The 20,655-nt window shown below is 72.5% G+C and carries 17 protein-coding genes, 1 pseudogene and 1 riboswitch; of the genes and pseudogenes, 2 read left to right on the top strand and 16 right to left on the bottom strand.

The window, feature by feature from the left end; genetic code table 11:
- The first annotated feature begins 401 nt into the window (after positions 1-401).
- Entirely contained in the window at positions 402-2,969 is a 2,568-nt protein-coding gene (locus ABZZ38_RS23640; RefSeq protein ID WP_356743210.1) for a tetratricopeptide repeat protein, read from the top strand.
- 33 nt (positions 2,970-3,002) lie between these two features.
- Here ABZZ38_RS23640 and ABZZ38_RS23635 read toward each other — a convergent pair whose 3' ends face one another.
- From ABZZ38_RS23635 to ABZZ38_RS23600, 8 genes are all read right to left on the bottom strand, one after another.
- On the bottom strand, positions 3,003-3,530 hold the full coding sequence (locus ABZZ38_RS23635) for a S26 family signal peptidase (protein ID WP_356743208.1): 528 nt from the start codon (positions 3,528-3,530) through the stop codon (positions 3,003-3,005).
- Positions 3,527-5,326, bottom strand: coding sequence for an ABC transporter ATP-binding protein (locus tag ABZZ38_RS23630; protein WP_356743206.1), 1,800 nt, complete (start codon positions 5,324-5,326; stop codon positions 3,527-3,529). Before ABZZ38_RS23630 ends, ABZZ38_RS23635 begins: the two co-directional genes overlap by 4 nt.
- Before the next feature lie 95 nt (positions 5,327-5,421).
- The gene (locus ABZZ38_RS23625; RefSeq protein WP_356743204.1) at positions 5,422-5,979 is read right to left on the bottom strand and encodes a hypothetical protein; all 558 of its coding nucleotides are present in this window, start codon (positions 5,977-5,979) and stop codon (positions 5,422-5,424) included.
- A 25-nt stretch (positions 5,980-6,004) separates the two neighbouring features.
- Positions 6,005-6,568 (bottom strand): MauE/DoxX family redox-associated membrane protein, encoded by a 564-nt coding sequence (locus ABZZ38_RS23620; RefSeq protein ID WP_356743202.1) that lies wholly within the window; start codon positions 6,566-6,568, stop codon positions 6,005-6,007.
- Between the two features lie 184 nt (positions 6,569-6,752).
- Positions 6,753-6,944, bottom strand: coding sequence for a hypothetical protein (locus tag ABZZ38_RS23615; RefSeq protein WP_356743200.1), 192 nt, complete (start codon positions 6,942-6,944; stop codon positions 6,753-6,755).
- 393 nt (positions 6,945-7,337) lie between these two features.
- A complete protein-coding gene (locus tag ABZZ38_RS23610) occupies positions 7,338-8,531 on the bottom strand; it encodes an MBL fold metallo-hydrolase (RefSeq protein ID WP_356743198.1) in 1,194 nt (397 codons plus the stop codon).
- Between the two features lie 412 nt (positions 8,532-8,943).
- Positions 8,944-9,759, bottom strand: coding sequence for an SGNH/GDSL hydrolase family protein (locus ABZZ38_RS23605; protein WP_356743194.1), 816 nt, complete (start codon positions 9,757-9,759; stop codon positions 8,944-8,946).
- A 141-nt stretch (positions 9,760-9,900) separates the two neighbouring features.
- Positions 9,901-10,791 (bottom strand): LysM peptidoglycan-binding domain-containing M23 family metallopeptidase, encoded by an 891-nt coding sequence (locus ABZZ38_RS23600; protein WP_356743189.1) that lies wholly within the window; start codon positions 10,789-10,791, stop codon positions 9,901-9,903.
- A gap of 4 nt (positions 10,792-10,795) precedes the next feature.
- A riboswitch (cyclic di-AMP (ydaO/yuaA leader) is annotated at positions 10,796-10,957 on the bottom strand.
- Between the two features lie 655 nt (positions 10,958-11,612).
- Here ABZZ38_RS23600 and ABZZ38_RS23595 point away from each other — a divergent pair.
- Positions 11,613-12,428 carry a tyrosine-protein phosphatase gene (locus ABZZ38_RS23595; RefSeq protein WP_356743184.1) on the top strand — a complete coding sequence of 272 codons (816 nt, stop codon included), beginning with the start codon at positions 11,613-11,615 and terminating at the stop codon, positions 12,426-12,428.
- A 3-nt stretch (positions 12,429-12,431) separates the two neighbouring features.
- Here ABZZ38_RS23595 and ABZZ38_RS23590 read toward each other — a convergent pair whose 3' ends face one another.
- From ABZZ38_RS23590 to shc, 8 genes and pseudogenes are all read right to left on the bottom strand, one after another.
- Positions 12,432-12,548, bottom strand: a complete 117-nt coding sequence (locus ABZZ38_RS23590) for a DUF6126 family protein (protein WP_356743181.1) — start codon at positions 12,546-12,548, stop codon at positions 12,432-12,434.
- Positions 12,549-12,632: 84 nt separating this feature from the next.
- Complete coding sequence (locus ABZZ38_RS23585; protein WP_356743178.1) at positions 12,633-13,256, bottom strand: XRE family transcriptional regulator; 624 nt, start codon at positions 13,254-13,256, stop codon at positions 12,633-12,635.
- 57 nt (positions 13,257-13,313) lie between these two features.
- On the bottom strand, positions 13,314-14,699 hold the full coding sequence (locus ABZZ38_RS23580) for an aspartate aminotransferase family protein (protein WP_356743175.1): 1,386 nt from the start codon (positions 14,697-14,699) through the stop codon (positions 13,314-13,316).
- Positions 14,696-16,582, bottom strand: coding sequence for a 1-deoxy-D-xylulose-5-phosphate synthase (dxs, locus tag ABZZ38_RS23575; protein WP_356743173.1), 1,887 nt, complete (start codon positions 16,580-16,582; stop codon positions 14,696-14,698). The genes ABZZ38_RS23580 and dxs overlap by 4 nt, the downstream gene beginning before the upstream one ends.
- 24 nt (positions 16,583-16,606) lie before the next feature.
- A pseudogene (locus ABZZ38_RS23570) lies at positions 16,607-16,735 on the bottom strand (4-hydroxy-3-methylbut-2-en-1-yl diphosphate synthase); the annotation flags it as partial.
- A gap of 48 nt (positions 16,736-16,783) precedes the next feature.
- Complete coding sequence (hpnH, locus tag ABZZ38_RS23565; RefSeq protein ID WP_356743171.1) at positions 16,784-17,806, bottom strand: adenosyl-hopene transferase HpnH; 1,023 nt, start codon at positions 17,804-17,806, stop codon at positions 16,784-16,786.
- A gap of 5 nt (positions 17,807-17,811) precedes the next feature.
- Entirely contained in the window at positions 17,812-18,507 is a 696-nt protein-coding gene (locus ABZZ38_RS23560) for a 1-hydroxy-2-methyl-2-butenyl 4-diphosphate reductase (RefSeq protein ID WP_356743169.1), read from the bottom strand.
- Positions 18,507-20,501, bottom strand: coding sequence for a squalene--hopene cyclase (gene shc / locus ABZZ38_RS23555; protein ID WP_356743167.1), 1,995 nt, complete (start codon positions 20,499-20,501; stop codon positions 18,507-18,509). The genes ABZZ38_RS23560 and shc overlap by 1 nt, the downstream gene beginning before the upstream one ends.
- Between the last annotated feature and the right edge of the window lie 154 nt (positions 20,502-20,655).

Genomic DNA, 20,655 nt, shown 5'->3' with positions numbered 1-20,655 from the left:
CCCTCGCGGCGCGGCCGGGCGGCCCGCGCCCGGCCCCGGGTCCACGGGGCGACGGGCCGGTGGGTCACACGGGCCTCGTGCGGCGACTTGCGGGGTGAGGAAAAGCAACGCGCGAGAAGTCCGGCGGCAGTTCGGTGGAGGCCCGGGACCCTCCGGGGAATCGCGCTTGCGGAATGGCCGATATCGCGCCCTGTACGCGTTGCCCCTGTCACGTTCGCGCACTTCACGAACCCGCCACGCAGACCGCCCACCGGGCGATGAGCGGCGCATTCCACGCGCCCGCGACCTGCGGTGAGACGCGGCACGAGGGGAGTGCGGGACGCCGGTCCGGCCGATATCGCAGGCTGGTCGGGCGTTCACCGGAATGGGTAGCATGACCCTTTGTGACTACGCCGTTACCCGTGCCCAGTAACGCCCGGACCGCCGCCGAGTTCGTCGCCCTGCTGCGTACGGCGAAAAACCGGTCCGGCCTCTCTTACCGGGCGTTGGAGCGCAAGGCTCGAAAGGTCGGCGAGCACTTGCCGGTGAGCACGCTGGCGAGCGCGCTCAGCCGGGGATCGCTGCCGAGAGAGGACGTGGTGGCGGCGCTGGTCCGGGCGTGCGGCGCTGACCCGGCGACGGTGAAGGAGTGGGTCGAGGTGCGGGCGGCGCTGGCCCGGCGGGAGAGCTCCGCACGAGCGGAGGACGTGCCCTGGTCGGCCCAGGCGCTGCCGGGCCTCGCCGCCGGACGGGGTGACGAGGATGAGGGCGGGGGGACCGGCCGGCAGCTCGTGCCCTGCCTGCTTCCGGCGGACCAGTCCCTGTTCGTCGGTCGGCAGGACGAGTTGAGCAGGGGATGCCGGGCGCTGGACCAGGAGGGACCGGGGCCTGTGATCCTTTTGGTCACCGGTCCCGCCGGTGTCGGCAAGACGGCCTTCACCGTACGCGCCGGGCACCTGCTGGCCTCGCGCTTCCCGGACGGCCAACTGTACGTGGACCTGCGGGGGTTCGATGACGAACCGGCCGAGCCGTTCACGGTCCTGGGCGCGTTCCTGCGCGCACTCGGCGTTCGCGGAGGCGCCGTGCCCCCCGAAATGACCAGCCGCATCCACCTCTACCGCACCCTGCTGGCCCAGCGGCGGACGCTGATCGTCCTGGACAACGCGGCCGATGCCCGGCAGGTGAGCGACCTCCTTCCCAACGGCGCGCGCTGCGCCGCCGTCGTCACCAGCCGGACCACGCTGGCCGACATGAGCGGGCACCGGCTTCCCCTCGGCGTACTGGACTCCGCCACCGGGCTGGCCCTGCTGCGCGGGATGCTGGGCCCCGACCGGACCGCCGCGGAGTTGGGCTCGGCGCGCTCCATCGTCGAGACCTGCGGCGGGCTTCCCCTCGCGGTATGGGTCGCCGGGGCCCGTCTGGCCGCGCGGCCGCACTGGCCGCTGGAGAAGGTCGCCCGGGCGCTCGCCGACGAGCAGCGCAAGCTGGACGAGCTGGCCGTCGGACACATCGCCGTACGGGCGAGCATCGAACTCACCTACCGGGGAATGGCACCGACGACACAGCACGCACTGCGCCTGCTCTCGCTGCTGCCCATGGCGGACTTCGCCGCCTGGGCCCTGGCCGCCTTGCTGGGCGTGAACCTGTCCGAAGCGGAGAACGTGCTCGATGACCTGGTGGAGGTACATCTCGTCGGGGTCCGGGCCGTCGGGGCGACGGGGTTCCGCTATCAACTGCACGACCTGGTGCGGGTGCTCGGCCGCGAGCGGGCCCGGCGCGAGGTCGGACGGCAGGAGCGCGCCGCGGCCCTCACCCGGCTCCTCGGCACGAGCCTCCATCTCGCCGACCTCGCCGCGGACACGCTCAGCGTCGACTTCCAGGGCGTCTCGCAGACCGACCTGGTCTCCTGGCGGCTCTCCCCCACGGACACGGACCAGCTCCTCGTCGACCCACTGGCCTGGTTCACCGAGGAACGCCAGTTCCTCATCAGCGTGGCGGACCAGGCGCTGGACAGGGCGGACACCGCACCGGCGGCCGGGCTGGCCACGGCGCTGACGACGCTCTTCCAGGTCGGCAGTCACTTCGACGACTGGGAGCGGCTGCAGCAGCGGTCATTGAAGGCGGCGCTGCACGTCGGCGACAAGCGCAGCGCCTCCCAGCTCCACCGCTGCCTCGGCGAACTCACCACCGTTCTCGACCGCTATCCGGAGGCGCTGGCCCACTTCGAGCAGGCCCTGCTGCTGGCCGAGGGGCTGGGGCCGTCGTACCGGGCCAGTGCCACGGCCGGGCTCGCGTACGTGCACCGGCTCCTCGGCCAGTACGCCGCGGCCGTGCGGCGGTTCGAAGAGGCCGCCGAGCTGGCCCGGGCCGCCGGCAACGTCAACTGTCTCGTCTACGCGACCAACGGCATCGGCGTCATCGACCTGGAGCATGGCCGTGTCGAGGCGGCCATGGAGCACTTCACGGAGTGTCTGCGGGTGAGCCGGAGCGAGGGTTACCGGCCCGGCGAGGCGCAGGCCCTGCGGTGCCTGGGGCAGAGCCATCGCGCCCTCGGCGCCCACGCCCCCGCCGCCGACTCCTTCCGGCTGGCCGCCGCGATCAGCGAGGACCTCGGCGACCGGCTGGGCGCCACGCACGCGACCTGTTGGCTCGGGGACGTCCTGGTGCGCCAGGGCGCCGCTCGCGAGGGCCGCCGGCTGCTGGCCCGGAGCCTGTGGACGTATCGCGAATTCGGCAACCTGTGGGGCGAGGCGGCCACGCTGTACGCGCTGGCGGAGGCGCAGCTGGCGGTCGGCCGTCCGGCGCAGGCCCGCCGACGCGCCGAGGCCGCCGTCGGACTGTGGCGGCGGATCGGCGCCCGGACGTGGCTGGCCACCGGCCTGGAAACCCTGGCCAGGGCGCATGCGCTGGCCGGTGACCAGGTGGCCGCGGCTCGGGCTCGCGACGCGGCCGCGGCGGCGCGGACGGCCCGGGGTGGCTCGGGCCCCTGATCCCTCCCCGGCGGCGGGTGGCGGCCGTCGCCCTCACCTCGCACGGTGGTCCGCGTTCCGCGTGGTGGCGCCGTGGCGGATCCGGCACAGGACCACCGCGGTGAGCAGGTCGACCGGCACGGGGCCGGTATGGCGTGAGTCGTAACTGGCCTCGTGGTTGTCGCCCACGACGAACACCCGGCGGGCCGGGACGACGTCCGTCGAGGAGGGCGGCCCCGGCATCCGGTCCCCGGGAAGGGCGGCGACGCGTTTGATCATGCAGGTGGGCAGGGGGTCCCCGGGGGTGATGTCCTGCCCTTGCGCTCGGGCCGGATGGGCCGGGGCGTCCGCCGCTCGCATCCGGATGGCGACGACCGCCCCCCGGCGCACCAGGCGTACCGGCACCCTGAGCGCCAGGAGCCGGTCCCCGTCGCGGTAGGTGGGGAGCATGCTGGAGCCGCTGACGTCGAGCAGGGTGCAGCGGCGGCGGAGCAGGAACGCCGCCGTCGGGCCCAGGGCCGCGAGCGCGGTGACGGTCACCGCCGCCGCGCGCCCGGAGCCCCCCTTCGCCGACCGTCTCATGAGCCCTGGCCGGGCAGGGAGAGGGGGTGTGCCACGTCCGCCTCCTCACCTGCGGTGTCGTCCGTCCGTTCGCGGTAGCCACGGGACTGGAGCGTGAACAGCCGGTGATAGGTGCCGCCGTGGCCCAGGAGGTGTGCGTGGTCCCCGAGTTCGGTGATCCGCCCGCCTTCCAGGACCGCGATGGTGTCGGCGTCCTTGACCGCGCCGAGCCGGTGCGAGATCAGCACGCTGGTGTGTCCGGCGCGGCGGGCCCGCAGCCGGGTGTGGATCTCGTACTCGGCGGCCGGGTCCAGGCCGGAGCTGGGTTCATCGAGGATCAGCAGGTCCGCGTCCGCGCGCAGGAACGACCTCGCGAGGCCCATCCGCTGCCACTGCCCCCCGGACAGCTGCACACCGGATGTGTGGTCGTCCTCGGCCCAGAACGTGCGGCTGAGGAGGGTGGAGTATCCGTGCGGCAGCCGTGCGATGTCCTCGTGCAGGCCCGCCAGCCGTGCCGCCTTCTCGCACCGGCCGGGTGCGTCGAGGGCGCTCAGGTCGCCGATGCCGATGTTCTCCCGGGCGGTCAGTTCGTAGCGCATCGGGTCCTGGAAGGTGGCCGCGACGCGTCGCCGGAGCTCCGACGGCTCCATGTCGCGAAGGTCGGTGCCGTCCCAGAGGATGCGGCCGCGGGTGGGGTCGTAGAACCGGCACACCAGCTTCACCAGCGTCGACTTCCCCGAGCCGTTGACCCCCACGAGCGCCAGGGCCTTCCCCGCCTCGATCCGCAGGTCGACGCCGCGCAGCACCCAGGGCATCCCCTCCTCGTAGCGGAACCACACGTCCCGCAGTTCGATGGCGTCACGCAGAGGCGGGACCGGGGCGGGGCGGCGGGGGGTGGGGAGGTCGGGGCCGAGCCCCACGACGGTGACGTAGTGGTCGAACATCATCAGGGAGTGGTGCGCCTGCCCGGTCTCAGTGGCCAGCCCGCCGATGCCGCTCTGGACGGCGGGGATGGCGGCCAGCAGCAGGGAGACGTCGCCGACCGTCATGGTTCCCCGTGCGGCGGACTCGACCGCCCACAGCAGCGCGGTCCCCGCCAGGACGGAGGCGGCCACCTGCAGGAACGACTGCACGCGCAGCTCTCGGCGGTCCATCAGCTCCCGGAGAGCGTCGGCCTTGCGTCGCTCGCCCAGCAGACGCTCCCGCAGGAAGCGCCCCGCGGCGTAGAGCCGGATCTCCTTCGCGGCCTCCACGCTCGACAGCAGGGCGGCGTAGAAGAGCTCCCGGCGCTCGGTGGGGCTGATCTCCCAGAAGGTGGCGGCACGCCGGCGGCTGAGCATGACCTCCGCCCAGAGCACGGGGGCACCGGACAGCGACACGACGAGGGCGAGCAACGGATGCAGGACCGCGAGGGAACCGATGAAACCGGCGAGGAGGACGGAGCTGCGGACGACGCCCGCCACCCCCTGGACCACCTGGAAGGGGGCCAGTCCCCCGGCGTGCTGCGCCAGCCTGAGCTGGTCCAGGAATTCCGGGTTCTCGAAGCGGCGCAGTCCCACGAAGCCGTCGACGGAGGCGTGCAGTCGCTCCTGGACGAGAAGGCTCGTCGCGCGCGTCATCCTGGCCTGGAGGTAGGCGGTGAGCTGGGGCGCGCAGGCCATCACCGCGCCGGTGACGGCCAGTGAGAACGCGGGGGCGAAGACCTCTCGTACACCGGTGCCCGCCGCGAGCCCGTCCAGGATGTCCTTGACCAGCCAGGTGACCACCACGGGTGCCGCGGCGCCGACCAGGGTCACCGCCAGATACGCGGTCAACATGAAGGGAGTGGCACGGACGGCGAGACCGAGGGCCGGCATCACGGCGCGGTGGAGCGGCGCCGTACGGGGCGGTGCGGCGGTCCCCGGGGCGGGGCTCATGCCCGCCCGGCCGGTACGGCGGTGAGGACCGAGTCCCCGACGGCGGCCACCATGGGCGGTTCCCCGCCCGGAGCCGAGACGGCGAACTGGGAGGGGAAGGCGCGGACGCCGAACGCGGTCGTACAGGGGCCGTCGGGTTCCTCCCGTACCACCCGCGCCACGGCCGCGAGGCGCTCGGCCATCGCACGGGCCTCGTCCTCGTGCTGCCGCTCACCGCTGCCCGACACGACGACGGCGATCACCTGGCGGCGCCCGTGGAGCGCGGTGGCCTTCTCGATGAAGCCGGGCAGCTTGTCCCGGCACGGTTGGCAGCCCGGCGTGAAGAACGACACCACGGCGCCGTCGGTGAGGTCGCCTTCCGTGAGCCGCACGCCCTCGGAGCACCGGGTGGCGAAGGGTTCCACGACCGCGCCCACGGCGATACCGCCCTCCTCGGTGAGGACCGGGGCGGCGGAGGGCCGGTCCCGGAGCCGGCGGAGGACCGCGAGCGTCAGCATCAGGTCCAGTGCGCAGAGCGCGGCGACAACCACCAGGGCTATGGCCAGGTAGACCATGGTCGGCCTCTTCTCGGTAGAGGGTTCAGGTGCGCGTACGGGTCGGGGCGGTGGGGACGGATCGCAGCAGCGCCGCCAGTTCGTCTCCCACCACCAGGACGAGAGCCGCCGTCGCCCCGCACAGCCAGGCGGCGAACCGGGCCTGCCAGGACAGGTGCCCGCTCTCCGCCACTCCGGGGAGCGCTGCCACCGCCACCACGAGGAGCACGGCGTTGCGTACGAGTTGGGGCGGGCCTACGGGCCCTGCCGAGGTGCCGAAGCAGCGGCAGGCCACGCGTGTTCCGGCACGCAGGGCGCGGGCGATGGCGTAGGTGAACGAGGCCAGCAGCCCGATCGCCGTCAGGAGGCCGATGACGGCCGGAAGCCGGTCGCCGTGCGGCCACGGAACGGCCAGGAGCAGCACGGTCGCCGCTTCCGCGAAGACGACTGCCGCCGCGGGGACGCCCGCCCGTGCGGCGGGGACCCGGCCCAGTGCCGCCACGGCGTCCTGGAACGCGAGGAACGACGCCGCGTTCCTGATCTTGCCGAGGAATGCTGCTGCGAAGACGAGGACGAGCGAGGCCTGGCTCAGCGCCGAGACGAATTCCACTGGGTCTCCCGGGGAGAGATCCGTGGCCCGGCCCTGGCGCGGGCCGGGCCACGGGACGTGTGTGCACGGTGCCCGAGGTGGAGCGGTCCCCTCGGCGGTGGCGGCAGGTGACGGCGCCGGGATGCCGAGGGGAGGGGGCCGCCCCGACTCCGCAGGGGTTCACGGAGTCGGGGCGGGCCCCGGCTTACGAGCAGCCGCAGAACAGGAACTCGCGCCTGTTGAGGTCGCAGGACCAGACGCGCTGCGTGTACCTGCTGTAGTTGGCGCACGAGCCGGTGATGCACCGGGGGATCCAGTAGCCGGTGCAGGCGCTCGCCGTCTCCTGCGGCACCAGGCGTTCCAGCATGCGGTCGGCCAGCCCACGTACGGTCTTCATGGCGATGTCCCTTCCGTCGGGTGTTCTCTGTCGATTGCGCCGGGGCGCCGGACCGCACCACTGGGCGGTCCTCCCCGCGACGCGGGGTGCGCCCCACCGATCGGCCGGCCGGGTGTCCGGGTCGGCCGGGGCAACACAGAGTCTTCGCCGGGCCGCGGTCGGTGACAACGGCCAGAGGTGTTCGGGACTGTTCAGGACACCGCGCGAACGGGCGTCACGGCGCCTCGATCGCGTGCGGCGGCGTCCCGGTCGCGCGTCCGCCGGGGGCTCTCCGGTACGCGGGGGTTCCGGCGGACGCGGGGCGGCGGCTGTCCGCTTCCGCGCGAGTAGTGAGCGGTGCGGGTGGGCGGTGAGCGGTGGGCTACGCCGCCGGCGTTATCCGTCCCGTCGGCGTCACCGGCCGCCCGCGAGGTCGAGCTCGTCCCGGACGACCTCCGGAGCGGCGTCCTTCGGGCGGCGGGAGGGGCGGGCGACGGGTGCCGACACCGCTCGCCACCAGAGCTCCACGGGGAGGGTCCCCGCGGGCTCGAACGGCTCGCCCGGGCGCGGCAGGGCTATGCGGGCGCCCGCGTCGGCGGCTGCCGCGACCGTGCCCTCGCCCGGCTCGTCCCACGGGTGCGGGGCGAGGTTGAACGTGGCCCAGTGAATGGGCAGCATCACACCGGACGGGCCGCCGCCCTGGAGGTCGAGGTGGGCGCGCATCCCCTCGGCCGGGGTCATGTGGATGTCCGGCCAGTACTCGCTGTACGCACCGATCTGGATCATCGTGGCGTCGAACGGGCCGTGCTCGGCGCCGATGTCCCGGAAGCCGGTGAAGTACCCGGTGTCACCGCTGTGGTAGACGCGGTGCTCCGGACCGGCGACAACCCAGGACGCCCAGAGGGTGTGCTGCTGGTTGCGCAGGCCGCGTCCGCAGAAGTGGCGGGCGGGGGTCGCGGTCAGCCGGACACCGCCGACCTCCGTGGACTCGTGCCAGTCCAGCTCCCGCAGGCGGGACGCGGGCACGCCCCAGCGCTCCAGGTGCGCGCCGACACCGAGCGGCACCGCGAAGAGGGTGTCCGTGGCGGCCAGCGCCCGGATGGTCGGCAGGTCCAGGTGATCGTAGTGATCGTGGGAGATCACGACGACGTCGACGGGGCCGAGTGCCGCGAGCGGCAGCGGCACGGCGTGCAGCCGCCGGGGGCCGGCGAAGGAGAACGGTGAGCAGCGGGAGCCCCACACCGGGTCGAACAGCACGCGCCGCCCGTCTATCTCGGCGAGCACGCTGGAGTGTCCCATCCAGGTCAGACGCAGTCCGCTCGCCGGGGGCCGGGCGAGGTCGGCGGCGGTGGTGGCGTGCACCGGGATGGGGCCGGCCGGGGCACGGCGACGGCGCCCCTCCTTCTCGAAGTAGACCTTCGCGAACTCCACGGCCGAGCCGGACGGTCTGTGCCGGGCGCTCACCGGGTTCTGGAACACCCCGTCCGCGAAGTTCGGCGAGCGGCGGATCCGCTCCATCCGCTCTCCCGCGGGGTCCGCGCCGAAGGCGGCCGGCCGCAGCGCGCGCAGCCGGGAACGCAGCGGATGGGTGGAGTCAGCGCCGGTCACAGCACCTCCAGGGGCTTGGGTCCCTCCATTATGGGCGGGGGGTGTGACAGCGGGATGTCCGGCCCCGGGCGGATCGCATCCGGCGGAGGCCTCGTACGTCGTACGCGTGCAAGGTCGTCCACCACACGGCCCGCGCACGCGCTTCAGCCGCGCCGTGCGACGGCCCCCGCGGCGCGCGTACGACGAGGGGCACGACCCGGTCCGCGCGAGGGGGCGCAACGCGCGCGTGCTCCGTGCCGGTCCCCGGTTCCGGCCGCCCGTCGCCCCGCGGGCAGTGACGGAGTACGCCGGGGCCATGACGGCCCGCCCGCCGGCAAGCCGGGGCCCGGGCCCACGGGTTCGTGCCGGGGCGTCGGCCCGGTCTCCGGGCCGGGACCCGGGCTGGTCACCGGCCCTGAAGCGCCATCGGGCCCTACAGCGGCAGCAGGTCCGGGCGCTTCGCGGAGACGTGGTCGCCGGACGACTCTCCGCGCAGACGGCGGCCGATCCAGGGCACGAGGTACTCGCGCGTCCACTGGATGTCGTCGCGGCGCACCTCGAGGGTGCCGCGCGGCGGCAGCGGGGGCCAGGGCTGGTCGGGGTCGGCGGGGATCGGCAGGCCCAGCACCTGGGCGGCCCGCAGGGCGACGCGCGTGTGCCCCTCGGGGGACAGATGGAGCCGGTCCGCGTCCCAAGCGCGCCTGTCCTGGACGGACTTGAGGGACCAGAGGTCGAGTACGGGGCAACCGTAGCGGTCGGCGACGGCGCGGACGTGGCCGTTGTACGTGGCGATCTTGCCGCGCAGGTGGCGCAGCACCGGCACGCCACGGGTGTCGAAGCCGGTCGTCACCAGGACGGTGCCCACCGCGGACGTCAGGTCGACGACGGCGCGCTCGAAGCGTTCCGCCACATCGTCCGGGTCGCTGCCGGGCCGGATGATGTCGTTGCCGCCCGCGCAGAAGGTCACCAGGTCGGGGGCGAGTTGCTTCGCCCGCGGGACCTGTTCCTCGACGATCTGGTCGAGGAGCCGTCCGCGGACGGCGAGGTTGGCGTACCGGAACGCCTCGGGATCCGGCACCCGGTCGGCGAGCAGCACCGCCAGGCGGTCCGCCCAGCCGACGAACGTCCCACCGGGACCGGGGTCTCCGACGCCCTCGGTGAAGCTGTCACCGATCGCCGCGTACGACCCGAATGCGTCACTGTCTCTGAAGGTCGAATCGTCTGCCACGAGAACCCATCTTTCACCCATCGATGTGACCTACGCGACCGTAAGGCGGGGTTGACGGAGGGTGAGAAACACCACCGGTCAAGATTCGCCCAAGCCGGAATACGCCTCTGCCCGGCACCAGGGGTGCCGGGCAGAGGTCGGGCTTCACGCCCGCCGGGTGTCTCAGATGGAGACGCCGTGCTGGCGGAGGTACGCGAGCGGGTCGATGTCCGAACCGTAGCTGGGGCTGGTGCGGATCTCGAAGTGCAGGTGCGGACCGGTGGAGTTGCCCGTGGAGCCGGACAGGCCGATCTGCTGGCCGCCGCTCACGCTCTGCCCGGAGGAGACGGAGAGGGAGGAGAGGTGGGCGTACTGCGAGTAGTTGCCGTCGGCGTGCTTGATGACGACCTCGTTGCCGTACGAACCGCTCCAGCCGGCGGAGACGACGGTGCCGGGGCCGACGGCCTTGACGCTGGTACCGGAGGAGGCCGTGAAGTCCACACCGGTGTGGTAACCGGAGGACCACATGGAGCCAGAGGCGCGGTAGGGCGTGCTGACGCCGGCGGAGACCGGGGCGGTGAAGCCCGAACCGCTGGTCTCGGCGGCGGGCTGCGCCGGGGCGGCCTCGGCCTTGGCGGCGGAGCGGGAGGCGCGGGTCTCCTCACGGGTGTCGGCGGCCTTCGGCTTGGCCGCGGCGGGCTTGGCCGTGGCGGGCTTGGCCGCGGACTTGGCGCCGAGGGTGAGCTTCATGCCCGGGAGGATGAGGGAGGGGTCCTCACCGATGACCTCGCGGTTGTCCTTGTACAGCTTCTGCCAGCCGCCCTTGACGTTCTTGTTGTGGGCGATCTTGGCGAGATAGTCGCCGGCGACGACGGTGTACGTGCGGGGCGCGGCCTTCGCGGCGGCGACGACCTGCTGCGGGGCGGCGGTCGGCGCGGCGGTCTTCTCCACGGCGTGGGCGCCGGTGGCGCCGAGCAGCGGGATGGCGATGGCGGCGCCACCGGTACCGGCGGCGACGAAACCACGGGTGATCGTGCTGGACTTGGGACGGCGGTGCTTACCCTTCGCGGGCATGGCGAATTCCTCTCCGGCGCCTGCGAGGTGAGCTGTCGGGTTCGGGCTGGAGATGCCCGGTCGCGTGGTCGACGCGACTTCACCCCAAGCCGGTCCCGGGATTTCGGGATCGGCGTACTACCTGGTTCCCCCGCTCCTGCCACGCGTGAGTGGGTGCGAATTCCGGGCCGGCGGCAGGATTCGGCGGTCCGGCCGGATTGCCGTGACCGTAAAGCAGTCGGGTCGACGCGAACAAGCCACGCCTTTCCGAAAGGCATTCATTTCCGGACCGGCGCATCGGAATCACGGTCACCCTCCGTGGATTACGGATCATGTATCCCCTTTGCGGGCAAGGGATTTGCGCGCGGCTCCCGGCCACGGACCGTCACGCTTATGACGCTGCTCACGTGCCCCGTCCCATCTCCCTTGGTACTGGGGCACGTTATACCGAACAGCCCAATACGGACAGAACCGTCATTCGCAATCGATCCCCCCAGGAGTGCGGGGTAAAGCGCTGAAGTGTCCGCTTTCGCGGCATTCATACAAGGCCGCCCCCGACAACGCCACCGGGCCGGCCCACACCACCAGGCCGGCCCGCGCCTCCGGCCGGCGCCGAGCCCGCGCCACTCGAGAAGGAGCAAACGGCGCAAGGCGGACCAATCGCACCGCGCGAGCCATGCCCGCTCCGGCCCCGGCCGACCCCCTGCATCCCGGTCTCCGCACGGCGTATCCGCACGGCGTTCCGGGCCGCACGGAGATGATTGCCCGGGGTATCGATGTCGTATCGTCGGATCGCGACATCGTCGGCGACCAGCGCCGACGGCAGACGCGGAGGAGCCCCCGTGACGCAGCAGCTGCCGCACATCCCGTCGACCGAGGAGCCCGAACTGACCGGGGTGCGCAACTTCCGCGACGTGGGCGGACTGCCGACGGTGGACGGGCGGCGCGTCCGGTACGGCCGTCTCTTCCGCAGCGGCCACCTCGCGCACGCCACCGGCGAGGACGCGGCGTTCCTGGGCTCCCTCGGACTCCACACGATCTTCGACTTCCGCAACGCCGCCGACCAGCGGCTGGAGGGCCCCGACGTGGCCCTGCCCGGCGTACGCAACGTGAACATCCCCCTCTCCGACCCGGCGGACGGCGCCGAATTCTGGCGGATGGTCCGCGACGGGGACCTCGACCAGCTCCGCGAGATCCTGGCGGACGGCAAGGGCGCGGCCCGGATGTCGCACGCGTACCGCGCGATCATCCAGGACCGCACCGCCGAGCACAGCCGGGTGCTGCACGCCCTCGCCGAGGACAGCGTGCCGGCCCTGATGCACTGCGCGGCCGGCAAGGACCGGGCGGGCCTGTCCATAGCGGTGACGCTGCTCGCGCTCGGCGTCGAGCGCGAGGCGATCGAGGAGGACTACCTCAAGTCGAACGACCCGCACCGCCGCTACAAGGTGCGCCGCAGCGACACCACCGCCTCCGGGATGTCGCCCGAGGTGCTGGAGCTGCTCAGCCCGCTCTTCGACGCCCGGATCGAGTACCTGGCGACGGCGTTCGCGACGATCGAGGAGACCTGGGGCACGACCGACCGGTACCTTTCCGAGGGCCTGAAGCTGGCGCCCGAGACCCGCGAGCGACTGCGCGAGCGGCTCCTCGACGAGGGGTGAGCCCTACTCGGCCCCGAGCGCGAACAGCAGATAGAGGAACGCCGCGAACAGGTGGCCCGCCACCAGATACGCGAAGAGCCGGATGACGAGCCCTCGCGGGAACTTCCACTCCTGGGACATGGCCGGGTGCCTCTCTCGGGCGGGTGCGAACGACGGGTGCGGGCGACGGGTGGCCACCGCGGGTGTGAGCGGCGGGCGGCGCCGTCAGCGGCGCGGGGCGCAGCCGCCGAGGCAGAGATCGGCGGCGGGGCTCTGCAGGAGGGTATGGACGAAGAGCAGCTCGGCCCCGTCCCGTCCGGCCGCGGCGATCCGGTGCGGGGTGAGTGAATCGAAGTGCGCGCTGTCGCCGGGGTCGAGGACGTGGACGGCGTCCCCCAGGGCGAGCCTCACCCGCCCCTCCAGGACGTACAGCCACTCCTCCCCCGGGTGAACGCGGACGAGGTCGCCCCGGCTCTCGTACGGCACCTTCACGCGCAGCGCCTGCATGGCCCGGCCCGGGCCGCCCGCCTGGTGGTACGTCCACCCGTCGGCCTCGACGGGCTCGGTGCGCCCGGCCCGGACGATGGGGTCCCGCTCCGGCTCCACCTCGCCGAGAAGCCCGGAGACGGTCGTACCGTAGATGCGGGCAAGCCCCAGGAGCATCGGCAGCGAGGGCTGGCGGCGCCCGGTCTCCAGCCGGGACAGGTGCGCCGGCGACAGAGAGGCGCGCCGGGCGGCGGCCTCCAGGGTGAGGCCGCGGCGGCGGCGCAGGGCGCGCAGCTGGGGCGCGACGTCCGGCAACAGGTCGGGCACGGGTTCCGGGGACGGCTCCCCGGGCGAGCTGGGCATGCGTCCATTGCGCCAGGAAATGACCTCCAGGGCAATTTTCTTGCCCCGGAGGCAAAATCAGCGGTTGGCCAGGGCCTGTTCCATCAGGGTCCTGCCGAAGTCCCACATGAGGCCGCCCCCGGCGTGCGCCTCGTCCATCACGGCCGTGAAGGCGTCCATGAAACGGTCCACCTCCCGCGACCCGATGATCAGCGGGGGAATCAGTTTGATCACTTCCAGCCGGTCGCCGGACACCTGGGTGAGGATGCGGTGCCGCCGCAGCAGCGGTACGACCACCATCTGCGCGAAGAGGCCCTTGCGGGCCGCCTGGAGCATCGTCCAGCGGCCGCGCAGCCCCAGCGATGACGGCCGGCCGAACTCGATACCGATCATGAGGCCGCGTCCGCGCACGTCGTGCAGCAGCTCGTAGCGGTCCTTCAGCGCGGTGAGCCGCGTCTTGAGCTCCTCGCCAGTCCGCCGGGCGTTGGCCACGACCTGCTCGTCCTCCATGACGGACAGGACCGCGAGCCCGGCCGCCATGGCCTGGGCGTTCGACCCGAAACTGGCCGAGTGGACGAGCACCCGGTCCATCGAGGAGAACACCTTCTTGAAGATCCGGTCCCTGCCGAGGGTGGCGCCGACCGGCACATAGCCTCCGGACAGCGCCTTGGCGACACACACCAGGTCCGGCTCGACGCCCTCGTCGTGCTGGTAGCCGTAGAAGTCACCGGTCCGCCCGAGGCCGGTCTGCACCTCGTCGGCGATCAGCAGCGCCTTGTGCCGGTGGAGCAGCTCCTGGGCGGCGCGCAGGAAGCCGGGGGGCGCCTCGTGGACGCCCTTGCCCTGGATCGGTTCGACGATCAGGGCCGCCACGTCACCTCGCTTCAGCTCCCGCTCCAGCGCGTCGAGGTCACCGAGGCCGATCGCGGTGTCGGGCAGCAGCGGGGAGAACCCGTCGCGGAAGCACTCCTCGCCGTTGACCGACAAGGAGCCGGTGGTCAGGCCGTGGAAGGCGTGCGCGCAGTACACCACGCGTGGCCTGCCGGTCACGTACCGGGCGAACTTGAGGGCGGTCTCCACCGCCTCCGTACCGCTGTTGGCGAAGAACGCCCGGTCCAGGTGGGGCGAGTGGGACAGGAGCTTCTCGGCGAGCAGTCCGGGAAGCGGGCCGCAGTCGAAGCGGATGAGGTCGGGGAGCTGCGCGTCGAGGACGTCGTGCAGCGCCTTGCGGACGACGGGGTGGTGCCGGCCCAGACCCATCACGCCGAAGCCGGAGAGCATGTCGAGGTAGTCGTGGCCGTCGGCGTCCCAGAAGTAGGCGCCCTCGGCCCGTTCGTAGAACTTGTCGAAGCCGATCGTGCGGAGCATGCGCGGCAACTGGTGGTTCACGTGCTGGGCGTGCAGCTCGTACCGTTCGGCGCCGCGCTCGGCGAGCAGCGCCGCCAGATCGAACTTCCTGCTCATGCGTCGTTCTCCTCGCGTGCCACCGCGGCGCTGAGGTGTCCCGCGATCTCCACAGGGGTGAGTCCGATGTCGGCCAGGACCTCGCCGCGCTTGGCGTGGGCGAGGAACTGCTCCGGGACGCCGAAGGTGCGCAGTGGTACGTCCACCCCGGCGTCGCGCAGGGCCTGCCCGACCGCCCAGCCGACGCCGCCGTTGCGGCTGTTGTCCTCGACGGTGGCGACCAGACAGTGGACGGCGGCCAGCGGCGCGAGCCGTTCGTCGACCGGCTTGACCCAGCGCGGGTCGACGACCGTGCAGGTGACGCCCCGCTCGGCCAGCAGTCCGGCCGCCGCCAGGCAGACGGGCGCCATGACGCCGACGGCCACCAGCAGTACGTCCGGCTCGCCGCTGTCCGGCCGGTGCAGGACGTCCATGGAACCGATCCGCCCGACGGCCGGCACACCGGGCCCCACGGCCTCCTTGGGGAAGCGCAGGACGGTCGGCGCGTCGTCCACGTCGACGGCCTCGCGCAGCTGCGCCCGCAACTGGTCGGCGTCGCGCGGGGCGGCGATCCGCAGCCCGGGGACGGCCTGGAGGAGGGACAGGTCCCATACGCCGTTGTGCGAGGGTCCGTCCGCGCCGGTGACGCCCGCCCGGTCCAGGACGAAGGTGACGCCGCACTTGTGCAGGGCGACGTCCATCAGCAGCTGGTCGAAGGCGCGGTTGAGGAAGGTGGCGTACACGGCGACGACCGGGTGCAGCCCCGCCGTGGCGAGCCCGGCGGCGCAGACGGCGGCGTGCTGTTCGGCGATGCCCACGTCCCATACGCGGTCGGGGAACCGCTCGGCGAACGCCGCGAGCCCGACGGGCTGGAGCATCGCGGCCGTGAGGGCCACGACGTCCGGCCGTTCGGCGCCGATCGCGGCGATCTCGTCACCGAACACGGAGGTCCAGGAGAGCCCGCCGGAGGAGGCGAGCGGCTCGGCCGTCATCGGGTCCATCGCGCCCACCGCGTGGAACCGGTCGGCCTCGTCGTCCAGGGCCGGCTGGTAGCCCCGGCCCTTCTCGGTCAGGCAGTGCACCAGCACGGGCCCGTGGAAGCGCTTGGCGCGGCGCAGCGCCGACTCGACGGCCCCGATGTCGTGGCCGTCGATCGGCCCGACGTACTTCAGGCCGAGGTCCTCGAACATGCCCTGCGGGGCGATGAAGTCCTTCAGGCCCTTCTTGGCGCCGTGCAGCGAGCCGTACAGGGGCTGTCCGATGACGGGTGTACGCCGCAGGGCGTCCCTGCCCCAGGCGAGGAAGCGCTCGTACCCGTCGGTGGTGCGGAGGGTGGCGAGGTGGTTGGCGAGGCCGCCGATCGTCGGGGCGTAGGAGCGCTCGTTGTCGTTGACGACGATGATCAGCGGACGTTCCCGGGCGTCTGCGATGTTGTTGAGGGCCTCCCAGGCCATGCCGCCGGTGAGCGCGCCGTCGCCGATGACCGCGACGACGTGGCCGTCCTTCTTCAGAACCTCGTTGGCCTTGGCGAGGCCGTCGGCCCAGCCGAGGGCGGTGGAGGCGTGCGAGTTCTCGATGACGTCGTGCTCGGACTCGTCGCGGGACGGGTAACCGGACAGGCCGCCCTTGCCGCGCAGCTTGGAGAAGTCCTGGCGTCCGGTGAGCAGTTTGTGCACGTAGGACTGGTGGCCGGTGTCCCACAGGACGCGGTCGACGGGCGAGTCGAAGACCCGGTGCAGGGCGATGGTGAGCTCGACGACGCCCAGGTTGGGTCCCAGGTGGCCTCCGGTCCTGGCCACCGCCCGGATGAGGAACTGTCTGATCTCCCCCGCGAGTTCGTCGAGCCTCGCGCTGTCGACTGCCTTCAGGTCGCGCGGCCCCCGGATGTTCTCCAGCATTGTCACGCTCCGGCCCCCTCTCTGGTCGGTTCAGCTCACGGTGACGGCGGGCGGCCCCGAGGGGACTCCGGTGTCCGCCATGGACGCGGCGATCTTCATGACGTCCTCGATGAGGGTCTCGACGATCTTCGACTCCGGAACGGCCTTGATCACCTCACCCGGGCCGGCGGGGCGGGCTCCCCCGGCGCCACGGGCTGCGGTGTCAGCTCACCCATGGCTTCCGGAGACCGTCTCGCGGGCGGCGCGCAGGGACTCCTTGAGCGAGCCCATGGTCGCGAGGACGGCGGTCGGCTCGTAGCCGCAGTGCGCCATGCAGTTGGCGCAGCGGGGGTCCTTGCCGCGGCCGTATGCGCTCCAGTCGGTCTCCTCGATGAGCCGGCGGTACGTCGTTACATACCCGTCGGCCATCAGGTAGCAGGGTCGCTGCCAGCCGAAGAGCGAGTAGTTGGGGATGGCCCAGGCGGTGCACGGGAAGTCGGCCTTGCCCTCCAGGAAGTCCAGGAAGAGCGGCGAGTGGTTGAGGCGCCAGCGCCGCCGGTTGCCGCCCGCGAAGGCCTTCCGGAACAGCTCGCGGGTCTGCTCGACGCCCAGGAAGTGCTCCTGGTCGGGGGCCTTCTCGTAGGCGTACGCGGGCGAGATCATCATCTCGTCGACCTTCAGGTCGTCGTTGAGGAAGTTCAGCACCTGGATGACGGTCTGCGGGGTGTCGGTGTTGAAGAAGGTGGAGTTGGTGGTGACCCGGAAGCCGCGCCGCTTGGCCTCCTTGATGGCCTCCACCGCCTCGTCGAAGACGCCTTCCTTGGCAACCGATTCGTCGTGCCGCTCGCGCAGCCCGTCGATGTGCACGGCGAAGGCGAAGTACGGCGACGGGGTGAAGTTCTCGATCTTCTTGCGGAGCAGCAGGGCGTTGGTGCACAGGAAGACGTATTTCCGTTTGGCCACCAACTGCCGGACGATCTCGTCGATCTGGGGGTGCATCAGTGGCTCGCCGCCCGCGATCGACACCATCGGCGCACCGGACTCCAGGACCGCTCCGACCGCCTGGGCGACCGGCATGCGCTGCTTCAGGACCCCGGCCGGATGCTGGATCTTCCCGCACCCCTCGCACTTCAGGTTGCACGCGTAGAGGGGTTCGAGCTCAACGATCAGTGGGAACTTGTCACGCTTGCGGAGCTTCTGTCCGAAAAGATAGGTCCCGACCCGGATGGTTTGGCGAAGCGGCATGGCCATCTGGCTCACCTCCTGGGGAGCAGCAAAGAACGGTGCCAGTCGTAAAGCGCGGGCAATACAGCACGAAGAACGCGGAACGCCGATATTCCCCCGCGCACTGTGCCGATGCGGACCAGTTCGTACTCTGGAGCGTCCACGACCACTCGGACGGCCGCAACCGGACGGGGCCCCGCGCCCAGCGCGCTGCCGAGGGTGGCGGCGGACTCCATGTCCACCGCGATCGCGCCCGTGGCGCGCAGCTCGGCCCGCTCCTGACCGCGTACGACGTGGTCGGAGCCGGTGAGCGGACCGGTGTGCACGGTGCGCCCGGGGACCGTCCGGGACAGCGCCGCCACCAGCAGGTCCGTACCCGTGCAGCCGGCCGGGCCGCCGGGGCCGCGGGTCTCGTCGGCGACGACCAGGTCCCCGGGGCGCATGCCCGGGGCGAGGCCGGCGCAGAAGCCGGACGCCACGACCGCGGCGTCCCGCAGCCGCTCACCGGCGAGCGCCCGCACCACCGCGCGCTCTGCGTTCGCCGGACCCATGCCGGTACGCACCACGGTCACCGGGCCGGACGCGCGGCCGTGGCGCCGCCGGCCGCGCAGCGCGAGGCGCTCGATGCCGAGCGCGCAGGCGATCAGCAGCGGCGGCGCGGCAGGGACGGTGTCGCGGGCCGCTTCGGGGGCCGCGTCGGATGGTGACGGCTCCGGTGCGGCCGTCATCAGCCCTCCCCGCCGAGCGCCCCGACGGACGGTTCGCCGTTGACGTACCGGCCGAGCGCGGTCAGCGGGAACACCTGCCGGTACAGGTGGTAGTTGATGGAGAAGTCCCACGGGAACCCGGTGCCGGTGAAGTACGGCTCGTCCCACGAACCGTCCTGCGCCTGGGTCCGGGCGAGCCAGAGGATCCCGCGCTCCACCACCATGGACTCCCGCTCCCCCGCCGCGAGCAGGGCCATCAGCGCCCACGCGGTCTGCGAAGGGGTGGAGGCGCCGCGGCCGGCCCACTCCTGCTCCCGGTACGAGCGCAGATCCTCGCCCCAGCCCCCGTCGTCGTTCTGGACGGACTCCAGCCAGGCGACGGCGCGCCGGATGGCGGGGTGGGAGCCGGGCAGGCCGGCCGCGGTCAGCGCGGGCACCACCGACCCGGTTCCGTAGACGTAGTTGACGCCCCAGCGTCCGAACCAGGCGCCGTTCGCCTCCTGTTCGGCGAGCAGCCACTCGATTCCCCTGCGCGTACGGGGGTGATGGGCCTTGCCCTCGCACGCCAGCATCTCCACCACGTGCGCGGTCACGTCGGCGGACGGCGGGTCGATGACCTCGCCGAAGTCGCAGAACGGCAGCCGGTTGGGGAGGGAGCTGGTGTTGTCCGCGTCGAAGGCCGCCCAGGCTCCGTTCGCGGACTGCATGCCGAGCGTCCAGCGGGCGCCGCGCAGGACGGCCGCGTCGAGCCGCTCGGGGTCGGGGTGGCGCACCCGGCGCAGCGCGAGGATCACCTCGGCGGTGTCGTCGATGTCCGGGTAGGTGTCGTTGTGGAACTCGAACGCCCAGCCGCCGGGGGTGAGCCCGGGCCTGCGCACGGACCAGTCCCCCGGCCGTACGATCTGCTCGCCGAGCATCCAGTCGGCCGCCTTGACCAGCGCCGGGTGGTCGGGCGGCAGGCCCGCGTCGGCCAGCGCGATCGTGGCGAGGCACGTGTCCCAGACGGGCGACTGGCACGCCTCGATCATGCGGGTGCCGTCGTCACGCCAGACGGCGAACCGGTCGAGGGACTCCAGGCCCGCGCGCATCACCGGGTGGTTGAGGTCGTAGCCCAGCAGGCGGAGCGCGATGAGGGAGTAGACGGCGGGCGGCTGGATCCCGCCCCAGCAGCCGTCGTTCTCCTGCCGCTCGATGATCCAGCGAGCCGCGGCGTTCATCGCGGCCCCGCGCAGCCGGCGCGGGGCCACCCTGTGGTACGCGTGCAGCACCTTGTCGAGCCGCTGGAAGACGCCGTCCCAGGTGTTCGCCGGGGCGAGGGGGCGCGGGGGGTTCGGTCGGCGCGGGTCGCTGTGCAGCTCGTCCAGCGAGAAGGGCGCGGGACGGACCGGGCGCTTGGCGGAGACGATGGTGAGCGGCACGATGGTCTGCCGCGCCCACTGGCCGAAGTCGTAGATGTTGAGCGGGAACCACGGCGGCAGGTGGATCAGCTCGGGTGGCAGCTCGGGGAGGTCCTCCCACTTCCACCAGCCGAACAGCGCCAGCCAGATGCGGGTGAAGACGCGGCACGCGGCGACGCCGCCCTGTTCCCTGACCCAGGCGGCGGCGCGCGCCATGTGCGGCTCGTCCGGCCGGTCACCCGCCAGACGCAGCGCGACGTACGCCTCGACGGTGGCGGAGAGCTCCCCCGGACCGCCGTGGAAGGTGGCCCAGGTGCCGTCCCCGCGCTGTTCGCCGCGGATGTACCGGGCGGTGGCGCGGGTGATCGTCTCGTCCTGGATCCCGAGGAACTGCCTCAGCAGGAGGTCCTCGGCGTCCATGGTGACGTTGGTCTCCAGGTCGCCCTTCCACCAGCCCTCGGCGTCCTGCCGGCCGAGGAGATGGGCGATGGAGCGTTCGGCGGCACGCGCGGCGGCTTCCCGTACCCCGCTCGCGCCGGGGATCGTCGTGGTGGTCGTTCTGGCCGAGGGGGCTCGGGGCTCGAGGGCTCCGGTGCTTCCGTCGGTCGTCGCTGTCATGGCTTCCCCTTCGTGCAGTTGGCGTGCTGCGGCTGCGGGTGGGCCGTCGGCCGGTGCCCGTGGGGCACCGGCCGGCGACTAGGGCCCGTCCTCCGGATGAGGCCGGATCAGGGAGCACGCGAACCCGGCAGGATCCGGACGACAGGCCCTAGGC

The organism is Streptomyces sp. NPDC006368, assembly GCF_040612535.1.
Taxonomy (GTDB): domain Bacteria; phylum Actinomycetota; class Actinomycetes; order Streptomycetales; family Streptomycetaceae; genus Streptomyces.
Note: the sequence above shows the minus strand (reverse complement) of the source record. Positions and strands in the feature narration are given on the sequence as shown.